The sequence below is a fragment of the Pseudomonas sp. GW821-FHT09C09 genome, from assembly GCF_059418105.1.
In genome coordinates, this window is the sequence record NZ_JBWKPF010000012.1 from 1 (window position 1) to 14,255 (window position 14,255).

Annotated in this window: 16 protein-coding genes; 11 read left to right on the forward strand and 5 right to left on the reverse strand. The window is 58.9% G+C overall.

Translation table 11 applies throughout. From position 1 onward, the window contains the following. Positions 1-77: 77 nt before the first annotated feature. Entirely contained in the window at positions 78-299 is a 222-nt protein-coding gene (locus AC07NR_RS28215; RefSeq protein ID WP_495079935.1) for a lysozyme inhibitor LprI family protein, read from the reverse strand. Between the two features lie 250 nt (positions 300-549). Here AC07NR_RS28215 and AC07NR_RS28220 point away from each other — a divergent pair, with 250 nt between their 5' ends. From AC07NR_RS28220 to AC07NR_RS28235, 4 genes are all read left to right on the forward strand, one after another. Next, positions 550-2,154, forward strand: a complete 1,605-nt coding sequence (locus AC07NR_RS28220) for a tetratricopeptide repeat-containing response regulator (protein ID WP_248741293.1) — start codon at positions 550-552, stop codon at positions 2,152-2,154. After that, positions 2,151-2,843, forward strand: coding sequence for a sensor histidine kinase (locus tag AC07NR_RS28225; protein ID WP_085711010.1), 693 nt, complete (start codon positions 2,151-2,153; stop codon positions 2,841-2,843). Before AC07NR_RS28220 ends, AC07NR_RS28225 begins: the two co-directional genes overlap by 4 nt. Positions 2,844-3,062: 219 nt before the next feature. After that, positions 3,063-4,304, forward strand: coding sequence for a glutamine synthetase family protein (locus AC07NR_RS28230; RefSeq protein ID WP_170931624.1), 1,242 nt, complete (start codon positions 3,063-3,065; stop codon positions 4,302-4,304). 68 nt (positions 4,305-4,372) lie between these two features. Beyond that, positions 4,373-5,743 carry an MFS transporter gene (locus AC07NR_RS28235; RefSeq protein WP_248741292.1) on the forward strand — a complete coding sequence of 457 codons (1,371 nt, stop codon included), beginning with the start codon at positions 4,373-4,375 and terminating at the stop codon, positions 5,741-5,743. Positions 5,744-5,818: 75 nt separating this feature from the next. On the opposite strand, the gene AC07NR_RS28240 is transcribed toward AC07NR_RS28235, so the two are convergent. The 4 genes from AC07NR_RS28240 to flgA form a co-directional block, all read right to left on the reverse strand. Next, positions 5,819-6,553 carry a flagellar brake protein gene (locus tag AC07NR_RS28240; RefSeq protein ID WP_114884861.1) on the reverse strand — a complete coding sequence of 245 codons (735 nt, stop codon included), beginning with the start codon at positions 6,551-6,553 and terminating at the stop codon, positions 5,819-5,821. A 95-nt stretch (positions 6,554-6,648) separates the two neighbouring features. Beyond that, on the reverse strand, positions 6,649-7,116 hold the full coding sequence (locus tag AC07NR_RS28245) for a flagella synthesis protein FlgN (protein ID WP_495079936.1): 468 nt from the start codon (positions 7,114-7,116) through the stop codon (positions 6,649-6,651). A 48-nt stretch (positions 7,117-7,164) separates the two neighbouring features. Beyond that, positions 7,165-7,491: a flagellar biosynthesis anti-sigma factor FlgM gene (gene flgM / locus AC07NR_RS28250; protein WP_085711005.1), complete on the reverse strand. Its 327-nt coding sequence runs from the start codon at positions 7,489-7,491 to the stop codon at positions 7,165-7,167. A 194-nt stretch (positions 7,492-7,685) separates the two neighbouring features. Further along, positions 7,686-8,447, reverse strand: a complete 762-nt coding sequence (gene flgA, locus AC07NR_RS28255) for a flagellar basal body P-ring formation chaperone FlgA (protein ID WP_495079959.1) — start codon at positions 8,445-8,447, stop codon at positions 7,686-7,688. 82 nt (positions 8,448-8,529) lie between these two features. Here flgA and AC07NR_RS28260 point away from each other — a divergent pair, with 82 nt between their 5' ends. From AC07NR_RS28260 to AC07NR_RS28290, 7 genes are all read left to right on the forward strand, one after another. Beyond that, positions 8,530-9,462, forward strand: coding sequence for a chemotaxis protein CheV (locus AC07NR_RS28260; protein WP_065258844.1), 933 nt, complete (start codon positions 8,530-8,532; stop codon positions 9,460-9,462). 47 nt (positions 9,463-9,509) lie between these two features. Further along, a complete protein-coding gene (gene cheR, locus AC07NR_RS28265; protein WP_007960327.1) occupies positions 9,510-10,337 on the forward strand; it encodes a protein-glutamate O-methyltransferase CheR in 828 nt (275 codons plus the stop codon). A 241-nt stretch (positions 10,338-10,578) separates the two neighbouring features. Further along, positions 10,579-10,986: a flagellar basal body rod protein FlgB gene (gene flgB, locus AC07NR_RS28270; RefSeq protein ID WP_025112931.1), complete on the forward strand. Its 408-nt coding sequence runs from the start codon at positions 10,579-10,581 to the stop codon at positions 10,984-10,986. A gap of 3 nt (positions 10,987-10,989) precedes the next feature. Beyond that, positions 10,990-11,433 (forward strand): flagellar basal body rod protein FlgC, encoded by a 444-nt coding sequence (gene flgC / locus AC07NR_RS28275; RefSeq protein ID WP_054593596.1) that lies wholly within the window; start codon positions 10,990-10,992, stop codon positions 11,431-11,433. 15 nt (positions 11,434-11,448) lie between these two features. Continuing rightward, positions 11,449-12,174, forward strand: a complete 726-nt coding sequence (gene flgD / locus AC07NR_RS28280) for a flagellar hook assembly protein FlgD (protein ID WP_495079937.1) — start codon at positions 11,449-11,451, stop codon at positions 12,172-12,174. Positions 12,175-12,204: 30 nt separating this feature from the next. Next, positions 12,205-13,545 carry a flagellar hook protein FlgE gene (gene flgE, locus AC07NR_RS28285; RefSeq protein WP_423204130.1) on the forward strand — a complete coding sequence of 447 codons (1,341 nt, stop codon included), beginning with the start codon at positions 12,205-12,207 and terminating at the stop codon, positions 13,543-13,545. Between the two features lie 210 nt (positions 13,546-13,755). Beyond that, on the forward strand, positions 13,756-14,255 hold a 500-nt coding region (locus tag AC07NR_RS28290; RefSeq protein ID WP_495079938.1), incomplete at its 3' end, for a calcium-binding protein.

Sequence of the window (14,255 nt, forward strand, 5' to 3'; positions counted from 1 at the left end):
AGGTCATCGTCAAGATTAAATTCCGAAACCCCAATTGCGAAAGCAGTTGGGGTTTTGTTTTGCCCGCAGGAAAGTTTCTATTTCTGCTTACCCATTGAGTGCAGCAGATCTAGCCGAGGTTTACTCGTCAAATCAGTGGGGCTTTTCATCAATCCCCGATAAACCACTCCCATTTGTGCATCCAGTTCATATAGCCCTTTATCGGCACAAATAGTGTTTTCGACGGTGTTCACCGCTTTTGTGCAGTCCATTCCGGTCGCCATTGCCTGCTGGAGAAACAGCAGAGCGCCGGCGGACACGATGTAGCGTCCTTTTATGTACACGAGCCAAGCCTTGTATGGGGGGATGAGCAGCCGAGCAGGCCAGTTGTTGCATAAGGAATCTTGAAGTGTCTGCTTCAGAGAACGTCACTTCTGGCCGATAACCCGATCGGCACTTGCAATCTCATCGGCTGCGCATGAAATCGCTTGATAGCATTTAGCCTCCAGTTATCATCTGCGCGCTTGTGAAAGCCCTCGTCCTTCTACTTCAATTGTCTGGAAATCCTCGATGCTGTCGTATCACCAAAAGAGTTTTCTGATCGTCGATGATTTCTCGGATTTCCGCAGTTCCGTTCGCTCGATGTTGCGCGAGTTGGGCGTCAAGGACGTGGACACCGCCGACACCGGTGAGCAGGCGCTGAAAATGTGCGCGCAGAAGTCCTACGATTTCATCCTTCAGGATTTCCACCTGGGTGACGGCAAGAAAAACGGTCAGCAGGTGCTGGAAGACCTGATGATGGAGAAGCTGATCAGTCACGAAGCCGTGTTTGTGATGGTCACCGCCGAGACTAGCCAGGCGATGGTACTCAGTGCCCTGGAGCATGAGCCGGACGCCTATCTGACCAAACCGTTCAACCGTATCGGCCTGGCGCAACGTCTGGAGCGTCTGGAACAGCGCAAGACCCTGCTCAAGCCGATTCTGCAGGCCCTTGACCGTGGTAAACCGGTCGAGGTGCTCAACGCCTGTATCGCCCTGTGCAAGCAGGATATCCGCTATTCGCCGCTGTGCCTGCGCTACCGCGCCGATGCCTTGCGCGACATGAATCAGAACGAAGCGCTTGAGCGCCTGTATGACAGCATCATCGCCGACCGGCCGTTGCCGTGGGCCTTTGCCGGACTGGGCAAGTTGCTGTTCAAGCGCGGTCAGGTGGCCCAGGCCAAAGGCGTGTATGAGAAAGCCCTGAAAGTGTTTCCGATGATGCCGGCGCTGTACGACGGCATGGCGGACGTTCTGGTGGCCGAAGGCGATACCAAAGGCGCACAGAGGACATTGGAAGAGGCGATTCGCCTGTCGCCACTGGCGGTACGCCGGCAGGCGCTGCTCGGCAAACTGGCGATGGCCAACGAGGATTTCGACACGGCGTCGCGGGCCTACCGTCAGGCTGTGGCGCAGGGTGCGCAGTCGCGCTTCAAGGATCCGGAAAGCAACCTGGGTCTTGCCCATGCGCTGATCAGCAAGGGCAGCGAAAAGGGCCTCGATACCCGCACCCGGCTGGAGATCAATACCACCCTCAGTGCAGTGGCCAAGGAAAACCCGACCGATCCAGGCCTGCAGATCCGAGCGCGTCTGATGAAGGCCACCAGTCTGTTGCTCAACGACGCCGAAACTGCCGAGAAGCTCACCGAACAAGCGCTGATGCGTCTCGACGGCATGGAACAGTTCATGAGCCCCGAGGCCGCGCTGCTGGTCGCCAAGCAATTGCAGATGCTGGGGCAGACCGAGGCGGGCACGTCGATGCTCAAGAGCTGTGCGGAAATCTACGGCGATGACCCGACGGTGATGAAAGACATCGCCAAGCTCACCGACGACCCGACTATTCTCAGTTCCAGTAATGCCGCCGCCGACCTCAACCGTCAGGGCGTGCGCGTATACAAGACCGGCAACCTGGTGGAGGCCCGCGAGGTATTCCGCAAGGCGCTGAAGATGCAACCGAAGAACATCAGCATTGCGCTGAACATGGCGCAGTCGCTGCTGCACGGCACCGACACCAGTGTGCCCTCGGCGGAGCTGGAAGAATGTCGGGCCTGCCTGAAACTGGTGGGCATGATGCCCGATACCGACGCGCGTTATCCGCGTTATCAGAAGCTGAAAAGCAAGGCGTTTGGCGAATGAACCAAGACGAGCAGGCACTGGATTTTTCCACGGTGATCGCCTCCACCGTGCACGACATGAAGAACTCTCTGGCCATGCTGATGCAGGCCCACAGCCAATGGCTGGCGCGCCTGCCCGAGGACCAGCGTCAGGTGCCGGAGCAGGGCGTGATCGACTTCGAGTTCGCCCACCTCAACGGCATGCTGGTGCAGTTGCTCGGGCTGTACAAGCTCGGCGTCAACCAGATGCCGTTGCAGCCGGCCTATCATGAACTGGACGATTTCATCGAGGCGCAACTGGCGGCTCATCAAGAGGTTTTCGCCAGTCGCGGCATCGTTGCGACTTACGAAGTCGACCCGCTCAGTCCATTGGGTTTCTTCGATCGTGAACTGATCGCCTCGGTGCTCGGCAACTGCATCAACAACGCGATTCGCTACGCCCGTGAATCGCTGCTGATCACCGTCAGCGACGAGGCCGGGCAACTGGTGTTGAGCATCAACGACGACGGTGACGGTTACCCGGTCGAGATGCTCGAGCGTCAGGCCGATTATGTGCAGGGCATCAATCACAGCAGTGGCAGTACCGGCCTCGGTCTGTACTTCGCCGGGCGCATCGCGGCACTGCATCAGCGCAACGGTGTCGGCGGCCGTACCGAGATCCGCAATGGCGGGCCATTGGGTGGCGGCGTGTTCAGTATTTACCTGCCCTGATTCACGAATTCATCGGCTGGCATTCTTTTTGTTGGCCGCTGCTTGATATTCCGAACAGCTGAAGCCTATTTTGTCCGGGTCGCCGTTCGCGGCTCGCACAATAACAAGGATTGCGTCATGACAACCGATGGCCAGCGTTCACTCGCGCAGCGATTGACGGGCATTGATGAAATTGAATGTGTCACGCCGGATTTGAACGGCGTGCCACGGGGCAAGGTAATGACCGCCGAGGGTTTCCTCGAAGGGCGGCGTTTGCAGATGGCCCGGGGGGTGCTGCTGCAATGCATCATGGGAGGCTATCCCGCTGCACGGTTTTACGGCAGCGACGACGGCGACCTCGCGCTGGTGGCCGATCCTGCGCAGATCCATCCTCTACCCTGGAGCCAGGAGCCGCGCGCGCTGGCCATCTGTGATGCCGATGAGCTGACCGGCGAGAGCTCCAACCTGTCGACCCGTGGCCAGCTCAAGAAAGTCATTGCCCGCTACGCTGCCCTCGGCCTGGCGCCGGTAGTGGCAACTGAACTCGAATTCTTTGTGTTCGCCCCGAACACCGATCCAACGCAACCATTCCAGCCACCGGTCGGCCTCGACGGTCGTCGCGAGGACGGTCACTCGGCGTTCAGCGTCAGCTCCAACAACGGTCTGCGACCGTTCTTCAGTGAAGTCTATAAATGCATGGCGGCCCTGGGCCTGCCGCGCGATACCTTCATGCACGAGATGGGTGTCAGCCAGTTCGAGATCAACCTGTTGCACGGTGATCCACTGTTGCTGGCCGACCAGACCTTCCTGTTCAAGCACCTGCTCAAGGAAGTCGCGCTCAAGCATGGCCTGACCGTGGTCTGCATGGCGAAGCCGCTGGCGCACACGCCGGGCAGTTCGATGCACATCCATCAGAGCATCGTCGAGATCGGCAGCGGCAAGAATGTGTTCAGCGATGAAAACGGTCAGCCGACCGCGATGTTCCGTCACTTCATCGGCGGGCAGCAGGCGGGCATGGCGGATTTCACCGCGCTGTTTGCGCCGAACGTCAACTCCTACCAGCGCCTGTGCCATCCGTTTGCCTCGCCGAACAATGCCTGCTGGTCCCACGACAATCGCGCGGCGGGTCTGCGGATTCCGGCCAGTTCGCCGGTTGCCCGTCGGGTCGAGAACCGTTTGCCGGGCGCCGATGCCAACCCGTACCTGGCGATTGCCGCGAGCCTGGCAGCCGGTCTGCATGGCATCGAGCATGAGCTGGAACCGAGTGCACCGATCCAGGGTGAATTCGAAGTGCCGGACAATCTTTCGCTGCCGTGTACGTTGCACGCCGCGCTCGAGCGTCTGAAGCGCAGCCAGTTGGCCAAGGAACTGTTCGGCAAGGAGTTCATCGAAGGCTACATCGCTTCGAAGACTATGGAGCTGACCAGTTTCTTTGATGAGATCACTCCCTGGGAACGGCGCGTTCTGGCAGCCCAGGCCTGACGAAATGTCGTCATCGGGCTATCGTTCGATAGCCCGACACTCACCGCAAGGAGCCGCTCGGAACGCCGATGCGCCAAATCTGGAAATCCTTTCGAGCGCTGTATTTTGCCTCGCTGATGATGTTGATCGGCTCGGGCCTTCTTTCTACTTATCTGGCGTTGCGCCTGGCGGCTGACCATGTCGACGGACTGTGGGTCGGTGCGCTGATGGCGGCCAACTATTTTGGTCTGGTGCTGGGCGGCAAGATCGGGCACCGCCTGATTGCCCGGGTCGGACATATCCGCGCCTACTCGGCGTGTGCCGGGATCGTCGGCGCGGCGGTGCTCGGTCATGGTCTGGTGGACTGGCTGCCGGCCTGGCTGGTGCTGCGGACCATCGTCGGCCTCGGCATGATGTGTCAGTACATGGTGATCGAGAGCTGGCTGAATGAGCAGGCCGACGCCAACCAGCGCGGTGTGGTGTTCAGCGGCTACATGATTGCCTCGTATCTGGGGCTGGTGCTCGGTCAGCTGATCCTGGTCATGCACCCGGGCCTGGGCCTGGAACTGCTGATGCTGGTCGCCCTGTGTTTTGCCCTGTGTCTGGTGCCGGTGGCACTGACCCGGCGGATTCACCCGGCACCGTTGCATCCGGCGCCGATGGAGCCGCGCTTCTTTATCAAGCGCGTGCCGCAGTCGTTGAGTACGGTGCTCGGGGCAGGGCTGATCATCGGCTCGTTCTACGGTCTGGCACCGCTCTATGCATCGCAGCAGGGGTTGTCCACCGAACAGGTCGGTCTGTTCATGGGTACCTGCATTTTTGCCGGGCTGCTGGTGCAATGGCCGTTGGGCTGGTTGTCCGACCGTTATGACCGGGCCTTGTTGATCCGCTGCTTCGCCGGGTTTCTGGCTATAGCCGCATTGCCACTGGCGATCATGCCGCAGGTGCCGCTGGAGATATTATTCATCGTCGGCTTCCTGTGTTCGCTGGTGCAGTTCTGCCTGTACCCATTGGCCGTCGCGTTCTCCAACGACCATGTCGAAGGCGATCGGCGGGTGTCGCTGACGGCGATGCTGCTGGTGACCTACGGGGTGGGTGCCAGCATCGGGCCGTTGCTGGCCGGTGTGTTGATGAAAATGTTCGGCAGCCAGAGCCTGTATGCGTTCTTCACCTTTTTCGCGCTGGTGCTGGTGTGGCGCATCCGGCCGAAAGCCGTGACCAACCTGCACCAGGTCGACGACGCACCGCTGCATCACGTGGCGATGCCGGACAGCATGTCCAGTTCGCCGCTGGTGGCAGCGCTCGATCCGCGGGTCGACGAGCAAGTGGTGCAGGAGCAGATGCAGACCACGGTTGCACCTGAACCGGCACCCGAGCCCGCCACTGAACCAGAATCACCAGTGGAGCCGGATGCCGGCAACGACAATCCTGCGCCGGACATCAGTGGCGCCAGGCCTTGATCCTGAAAAAACACCAGGCATAAAAAAACGGGCAGTCACCGCAAGGGACTGCCCGTTTTTCATGGCGCGTGCGAATCAGAGATCGTCTTTGTCGAAGCGCCGTGCTTCACGTTGCAGCTGATAGACGAAACGCTCGACGTTGCGCGCTGCCGGGCCGCTGATGTTGTGAAAGCGCAGGCCGGCGAAGGTGATGTTGAGTTTTTCTTCGAAGTGCAGGTAACGCAGCTCGACCGCCGCTGGCTGGTTGCCGAACAGTGGCGGGGCGATCAGGCGGTCATAGACCTGGCCCAGTTGCAGGCGGTCGGTGATGTCACCTTCGAAACGCAGCTTGCAACCGGTGGCGGAGATATCCAGCAGTTTGCCACCGATCGGCGACTTGAGTTTTTCGCCGCCCAGTTCGACGCTCACCAGATCGGTCAGTTTCAGTGCGGCGCGGAAGGCGTTGCGGCGCTGATGATAGACCACTTCGGTGGGCATCTCGCCGACATAGAAGCGGTCGCCGTCGGATTCCTTGATGTCCAGCGTGCCGTTGTATTCCCAGGCGATGCGCACGCCTTCGTGGAAGCCTTCGACCTTGAAGGGTTCGCCAGCCAGCAGGAAGCGCTCGCCATCGCGCGGGATCATTTCGTCCAGGGCAATGGTGGCGGTTTCCCGGTCGACCTTGATCAGGTAGCTCTGGAAACGCTGGCTGCGCTCGTGAAAGGTGATGATCAGCGGATCGTGGCTCTCTTGCAGCTGGCGCAGATTGCTGGAGATCTCCAGGGGCGTGGTAAGCACCTTTGGGGGCTGCGGAGCGTCATCATTGGACACGTTAAATCAATCTCCAGACAAATTTTGACTACGACTGGCCAGTATTTTGCCAGCATGTATCGCGCGTTGATAGGGCGCAAGCATGGAAGAAAGCATCACGCCTGGCTGAGCGCGCGAGGTTTCTGCAGTTTGGAGAAGGTGCCGCTGGCATCGTAGAGCGCGGGAGGCTCGCCACCGGTGAGGATTTTCAGCTGATTGGCCGTGGCGGCCTGCTGCATCACGATCGACTGGCCATTCTTGGCGTTGGCCGCCTGGCACTGGGCGATCAGGTCGATCAGGACATCGCTCTGGCTCAGCAACTGCTCGCCGATGCTCGACTGGCTGGCCAGTTGTTCCAGGCCCTGGCGGTCGAGCGACAGATTGAGGCTGGCGAGGATTTCGCTGCGTTTGCGGCCATGCTGCTCGAGCAGAATGATCAATGCCTGTTTGCGCGCCAGAATTTCTTCCAGCAGGGGCATGTCGCGACCGTGCAAGGCGAGGGACTCGGTATGCAGTAACTCCAGCAGTTGTTGAGCTGGAGCAAAGTCGTCGGTGATCAGTTGCAATAAAGTAGTGTCGTGCATGGCTGGCCTTGGGTTTTAAGCGTCCAAAAGCCTGGCGCAGGCCGAGGCCTAGCGCTGGGCTTCGAAGTTGAGCAGTTTGCTGGCTACACGGTTGCTGTCGACTTTGTAGCTGCCATCGGCAATCGCTGCTTTCAACTCGGCCACGCGGGCTTTGTCGACGGCAGGCTGATCGCGCAGCTTGTCAGTGACCTTCTGCAACTGTTGAGCCTCATTGCTGAGGTGTACCGATTCCCCGCTTTTTGCGGTACTGGCCTGTTCGGCCGGGGTATTCAGCGGCGCGGAAGTGCCGGTTTCGGCGGTTTCCTTGGGCGCGCTGGTACGTGTACTGCCCGTAAGTGACGAGGAGCTGTTCAAACGGCTGAAATCGATGACCATGTTAAAAACCTCTGGGAATTTGGACGCTTGCCATGTTCTCGGCCATCCCCTGGAAAACTTTAGGCTCTTTTACCACTAAGCCTGCATGCGCCGCACAGATCCTGCTGCGGCACAGTTTAGGGAACAGCTCAGGTTGGCGCCAGTTTTCTGCGCGATCACTCACGAGGCTTTCCTGTCATTGCTCCAGTCGTTGCTCACATTGCCACTTCCACCTGGCCCGGCGCCATGACCTGCGCCTTGATGACCCGCTGGGAATTGAGGTTTTTCACTCGAATCTGTTCTTTCAGACCGCCATTGGACAGGGCTTCGCCCGGCATGCGCACGGCCAGTGTGCCGCTACGGGCGGTAATCACCACTTGATCGCCTTTGCGAACGACTTCCGCCTGTTCCAGATGCACAAGGGTAATCACCTGATCGGCGACCGTTGGTCGGGTCAATTTCTGCCCGATCGCCTCATCCACCGACGTCAGAAAACCCTGGTTGATCAGGCTGACATCATGCTCGCGCAAGGTCACGTCCTGGGGCTCGATGATGCCGGCGCGCTTGAGCGGGCGAGTGGTGGTCACGACCGGGCGAAACAGGCGGACTTGAGCGGGTACGAACACGGTCCAGGGGGAGGCGCCTTCGCAGCGGACCTTGACCGTTACACGGCCCAGGGGGCGTCCCGGGCTCTCCAGGGACGCTGTCAATTCCTTGTCGCACATAGGCATGCGCATGCGCGGATCGAGCTGCTTGACCTCGATTTCATAACGCCCTTCCGTTTGACTGGTAGCCAGATAGTCTTCTACGGTGAATTCAAGAAAGCCCTGAGTGACGCCGATAAGCATGTCAGGCAAGGTAACCGCATCAGCACTGGCAGGGCTGCCCGCGAAAAACAGGCAAATGGCGGACACCGCGCAAAGTCCTCTGCGGATAGGGGATGTCAGGCGTCGGAAAAATGTCGTTTGAATGTTCATACGAGTTAAAAAGCAAGCGCCGTGCCGTTTAGCAATGAATGTGCGTCGCAACAACACTTGGCGTTGGTGTAGGAGTCTGGGCATGGCTGGTGTAATGGATTCGGTGAACCAGCGCACGCAACTGGTAGGGCAGAATCGCCTGGAGCTGTTGTTGTTCCGTCTCGACGGCCAGCAGCTCTACGGGATCAACGTGTTCAAGGTTCGGGAAGTGCTGCAGTGCCCGCAACTGACGCTGATGCCCAAGTCCAGTCCTGTCGTGTGCGGGGTGGCGAATATCCGGGGGGCGACCATTCCGATCCTTGATCTGGCAATGGCGACCGGCTCCGGGGCGTTGAAAGACAAGAACAGTCCGTTCGTGATCATCACGGAATACAACACCAAGACCCAGGGTTTCCTGGTGCGCTCGGTGGAACGTATCGTCAACATGAACTGGGAAGAGATCCATCCGCCACCCAAGGGGACCGGTCGCGATCATTACCTGACCGCTGTGACTCGGGTGGACAATCAGTTAGTCGAAATCATCGACGTCGAGAAGGTGCTGGCGGAAGTCGCACCGACACCGGAAGCGATTTCGGTCGGCGTGGTGGATGTCGAGACCCAGAGCAAGGCGCTGTCTCTGCGGGTGCTGACGGTCGATGACTCGTCGGTGGCGCGCAAGCAGGTGACACGTTGCCTGCAGACGGTCGGTGTCGAAGTGGTGGCGCTGAACGACGGCAAGCAGGCGCTGGATTACCTGCGCAAGCTGGTCGACGAGGGCAAGAAGCCGGAAGAAGAGTTCCTGATGATGATCTCCGACATCGAGATGCCGGAGATGGACGGGTACACCCTGACGGCGGAAATCCGCGGCGACCCTCGCATGCAAAAGCTTCATATCATCCTGCATACTTCGTTGTCGGGTGTGTTCAACCAGGCGATGGTCAAGAAAGTCGGTGCCGATGACTTCCTGGCCAAATTCCGTCCTGATGACCTGGCATCCCGGGTAGTCGACCGGATCAAAGCAGCAGATATCAGCTAGGGACTTTCCGTCCCTGGCGGTCAACACGATTTAAGAGGCGGCATCATTTGTCTACGGGTAATTTGGATTTCGAACAGTTCCGGGTCTTCCTGGAAAAAGCCTGTGGCATTTTGCTCGGTGAAAACAAGCAGTACCTGGTCTCGAGCCGTCTCAACAAACTGATGGAGCAGCAAGGCATCAAGTCCCTGGGTGAGCTGGTACAGCGCATCCAGACCCAGCCGCGCAGCGGTTTGCGCGAGCAGGTGGTCGATGCCATGACAACCAACGAAACCCTGTGGTTTCGCGACACCTATCCGTTTGAAGTCTTGAAGAACAAGGTGCTGCCCGAGGCGATCAAGGCCGCTCCCAACCAGCGTCTGCGGATCTGGTCGGCGGCCTGCTCGTCGGGTCAGGAACCCTATTCGCTGTCGATGTCGATCGACGAGTTCGAGCGGACCAACATCGGTCAGTTGAAGATGGGCGTGCAGATCGTTGCCACGGATCTGTCCGGCAGCATGCTGACCAACTGCAAGACCGGCGAGTACGACAGCCTGGCGATCGGTCGCGGTCTGTCCGCCGATCGTCTGCAGCGCTATTTCGACCCGAAAGGGCCGGGGCGCTGGGTGATCAAGGCGCCGATCAAGAACCGGGTGGAATTCCGTTCGTTCAACCTGCTCGACAGCTACGCAAGCCTGGGCAAGTTCGACATCGTGTTCTGCCGCAACGTGCTGATCTACTTCTCCGCCGAGGTGAAGAAAGACATCCTGTTGCGCATTCACAGCACGCTGAAGCCGGGCGGTTATCTGTTCCTCGGCGCTTCCGAAGCGCTGAACGGTTTGCCGGACCATTACCAGATGGTCCAGTGCAGCCCGGGGATCATTTACCAGGCGAAGTGACTGTCACCGGCAACACAAAAAACGGGAGTCCTCAGGGGCTCCCGTTTTTTTATGCCTGAGGGTTTTTGCGGTGGTGGCAAGCGGCAGAAAAGCGGCATCCGGCGGAAGCCCGTTGCCGCTTTTCTGGCATTGCCGCCTTGCCGATCCCCTGCAAAGCCCCGGAATCCGGGGCTTTTTAAAACTGGCACGACGCTTGCTATAACCCTGTTACGAAAAACCCGGTCACCTGAAGGTTCCCGACATGAGCATCAGCTTCGATAAAGCGCTCGGAATTCACGAAAAAGCCCTGGGCTTCCGCGCCCAGCGTGCCGAAGTCCTGGCCAACAACATCGCCAACGCCGACACCCCGAACTACAAGGCTCGGGATCTGGATTTCTCCAAAGTGCTCGAAGCACAGAGCCAGAAGAACGCCAACGGCACCATCGCCCTGAACATGACCAACAGCCGTCACATCGAAGCTGAAGGTCTGGGCAATGGCGACGAGTCGCTGATGTATCGCACGCCGATGCAGCCGTCGATCGACCAGAACACCGTTGACGCTCAGCTGGAACAGTCGAACTACGCGGAAAACGCCGTCGGCTTCCAGGCCAGCTTCACGCTGCTCAACAGCAAATTCAAAGGGCTGGTGTCAGCCCTGCGCGGAGAGTAATCCATGTCCCTGTCCAGCGTTTTCAACATTGCCGGAAGCGGCATGAGCGCCCAGACCACGCGTTTGAACACCGTGGCTTCGAACATCGCCAACGCCGAAACCGTCTCGTCGAGCATCGACCAGACCTATCGCGCTCGTCACCCGGTGTTCGCCACCATGTTCCAGGGCGGCCAGAGCGGCGGCAGCAACTCGCTGTTCCAGAACCAGGACGCCGCAGGCCAGGGCGTGCAGGTGCTCGGCGTGGTCGAAGACCAGAGCAACCTCGAAGCGCGCTACGAGCCAAACCATCCTGCCGCCGACGCCAAGGGCTACGTCTACTACCCGAACGTCAACGTGGTGGAAGAAATGGCCGACATGATTTCCGCGAGCCGGTCCTTCCAGACCAACGCCGAAATGATGAACACCGCCAAAACCATGATGCAGAAGGTGCTGACCCTCGGTCAGTAATAAGGGGCGACTGCCATGAGTGTTTCCGATACCACCAGCAGCCTGAGCATGAAGGACATCCTGGCGAACTCGTCGAAAAAGACCAGTTCGACAGCCGATGGCATTGCTTCGGCCACTAACAGCTCCACCGGCGGCCAGGCCCTGGGCAAGGATGCGTTCCTGCAACTGCTGGTAACCCAGCTGAAAAACCAGAACCCGCTCGACCCGCAGGACAACAGTGCATTCGTTGCCCAGTTGGCGCAGTTCAGCAGCCTCGAGGGTATTACCACCCTCAACAGTACCGTGAGTTCTCTGGCCGGCAACTACAACTCGTCGCAAGCCCTGCAGGCTTCGTCGCTGGTCGGCCGCAACGTGATCGTGCAGACCAACTCGGTCCAGCTCGACGATCCGAGCAAAGGCATGACCGGTTCGGTCACCGTTCCGTCGTCGATTGCCGGCGGTACCGTCACCATCAGCGACAGCAGCGGCACGGCGATTCGCACCATCGACCTGGGCAGTCGCGCCGCAGGCAATGCGAGCTTCACCTGGGACGGCAAGGACAAGGACGGCAACCTGGTCAAGACCGGTACCTATACCGTCAAGGCCAACGCATCGATCAACGGCACCTCGACCGATATGGCGACCTACCTGCCGGCAACCGTCACCAGCGTGACGATCAGCCAGACCGGCGGCGAGCTGATGCTCAACCTGTCCGGCAAGGGCACCGTTGCCCTGTCCAAAGTACAAACCATTGGTATATAGAGCCGACTAACCGGCACAAAGGAGTGGAATATGTCTTTCAATATCGGCCTTAGCGGTCTCTATGCAGCCAACAAGCAACTGGACGTGACCGGCAACAACATCGCCAACGTCGCGACCGCCGGTTTCAAATCGTCCCGTGCAGAATTCGAAGACGTCTACTCGGCCACTCGCCTGGGTAGCGGCAGCAAGGTCATCGGCAACGGCGTGCGCCTGGCCAACGTTTCCCAGCAGTTCACCCAGGGTGACATCAACAACACCGGTAACGTGCTGGACATGGGTATCAACGGTTCCGGCTTCTTCACCATGAGCAACAACGGCTCGATTTCCTATACCCGCGCCGGTACGTTCAAGGTCGACAATAACGGTTACATCACCAACACCGACTACACCTCGCGTCTGCAAGGTTACGGCGTGGATGCCAACGGCAAGATCATCAACGGCGTACTGACCGACCTGAAGATCGACACCTCGAACCTGGCGCCGAAGTCCACTTCGCTGGTGACCTCGACGATCAACCTGAACTCGTCCGCGCCGAAGATCGTCGATACCGGCGCCAATGCTGTCGTGTTCGATCCAACCAAGCTCGAAACGTACACCAAGCAGTTCAGCACCCCGATCTATGACAGCCAGGGCAACTCGCACGTCATGGATCAGTATGTGGTGAAAACCGATGACAATACCTGGAAGGTCTACACCCTGGTGGACGGTCGTAACCCGGATGCTACCGGCAGCGATCCGAAAACCACGCCGCCAGTCGCCTCCACCATGACGTTTGACTCGTCTGGCAAGTTGACTCAGGTCAGCACGCCAAGCACCTTGCCGCCTCCTGCGCCGAACCCGATCATCAGCAGCGACCTGAAACTCACTGGCTGGGTACCGGGTACTGTGACCAACGGCACCTTTACGCCTAACGGCGCATCGGCAAACCCGGCGGGTGTGACCATTTCGATGGCCAAGACCACTCAGTACAACGCTGACACCGCGCGCTCGATCCCGACTCAGGATGGTTACGCCACCGGCCAGATCACCAACCTGACCATTGACGGCACCGGTACGCTGTTCGCCAACTTCAGCAACAACCAGAGCAAGGCCATCGGCCAGGTTGCCCTGGCCAGCTTTACCAACGAACAGGGCCTTCAACCTGTCGGTGGCACCAGCTGGAAAGAGACATTCGCTTCGGGTATCCCGGGTTATGACGCGCCGAAAACCGGTACGTTGGGTGAGGTTGTGTCGAACTCCCTGGAAGAGTCGAACGTCAACCTGACCAACGAACTGGTAGACCTGATCAAGGGTCAGAGCAACTATCAGGCGAACGCCAAGACCATTTCGACCCAGAGCACCATCATGCAGACCATCATTCAGATGACCTGAGGCAAGGTACTCGCGACAACGAAAACCGACGCTGTGGCGTCGGTTTTTTTATGTCTGTTTTTATGTTGAACCCATGACTTTTGCCGATAACGATTCGTGCGCATTGAACCCAGGTGCACAACCTGCTCCATTGAGCCGGGAGATTATTCTGCGAGATGGAGATCAGGCAGCTTTAACCCTTCTGCTTCACACTTAAACAAGGACGATGTAATGGCGATAATCAACGGAACTCCCGGTGCAGACACTCTGACAGGAACTGCGGACGCTGATCAGATGCGAGGTTTGGCGGGGAATGATGTTCTGAATGCCGGAGGCGGCAACGATATATTGATGGGAGGAGACGGCGCTGACCAGCTCAATGGCGGCGCAGGTTTTGACATCGCCAGTTATGAGGATGTACCCACCAGCGTGGGTGTGAGTCTGAACCTGAAAACCGGTGTGCACACCGGTTTCGCGGCAGGCGATACCTTTGTCGGTATCGAAAGCTATCGAGGCTCGAACTACAACGATACGTTCTACGCCAGTGCAGCGGCCGACAACCTCGATGGCTACAACGGCATCGACACGCTGAGTTACGCGCAGTCGGAACAGGGCATCAATATCACCATGACGGCTGCACGGTCGGGTACCGGCCTGGGGGGCGACGCTCAGGGCGACACGTTCTCCGACTTCGAAAACATCATCGGTACGAACTACAACGACGTGTTTAC

Coding starts and splice junctions, on each gene's coding strand:
- AC07NR_RS28220 (WP_248741293.1), top strand. CDS start 550: ATGCTGTCGTATCACCAAAAGAGTTTTCTGATCGTCGATGATTTCTCG.
- AC07NR_RS28225 (WP_085711010.1), top strand. CDS start 2,151: ATGAACCAAGACGAGCAGGCACTGGATTTTTCCACGGTGATCGCCTCC.
- AC07NR_RS28230 (WP_170931624.1), top strand. CDS start 3,063: ATGACCGCCGAGGGTTTCCTCGAAGGGCGGCGTTTGCAGATGGCCCGG.
- AC07NR_RS28235 (WP_248741292.1), top strand. CDS start 4,373: ATGCGCCAAATCTGGAAATCCTTTCGAGCGCTGTATTTTGCCTCGCTG.
- AC07NR_RS28245 (WP_495079936.1), bottom strand. CDS start 7,116: ATGCACGACACTACTTTATTGCAACTGATCACCGACGACTTTGCTCCA.
- flgM (WP_085711005.1), bottom strand. CDS start 7,491: ATGGTCATCGATTTCAGCCGTTTGAACAGCTCCTCGTCACTTACGGGC.
- flgA (WP_495079959.1), bottom strand. CDS start 8,447: ATGAACATTCAAACGACATTTTTCCGACGCCTGACATCCCCTATCCGC.
- AC07NR_RS28260 (WP_065258844.1), top strand. CDS start 8,530: ATGGCTGGTGTAATGGATTCGGTGAACCAGCGCACGCAACTGGTAGGG.
- flgB (WP_025112931.1), top strand. CDS start 10,579: ATGAGCATCAGCTTCGATAAAGCGCTCGGAATTCACGAAAAAGCCCTG.
- flgC (WP_054593596.1), top strand. CDS start 10,990: ATGTCCCTGTCCAGCGTTTTCAACATTGCCGGAAGCGGCATGAGCGCC.
- flgD (WP_495079937.1), top strand. CDS start 11,449: ATGAGTGTTTCCGATACCACCAGCAGCCTGAGCATGAAGGACATCCTG.
- flgE (WP_423204130.1), top strand. CDS start 12,205: ATGTCTTTCAATATCGGCCTTAGCGGTCTCTATGCAGCCAACAAGCAA.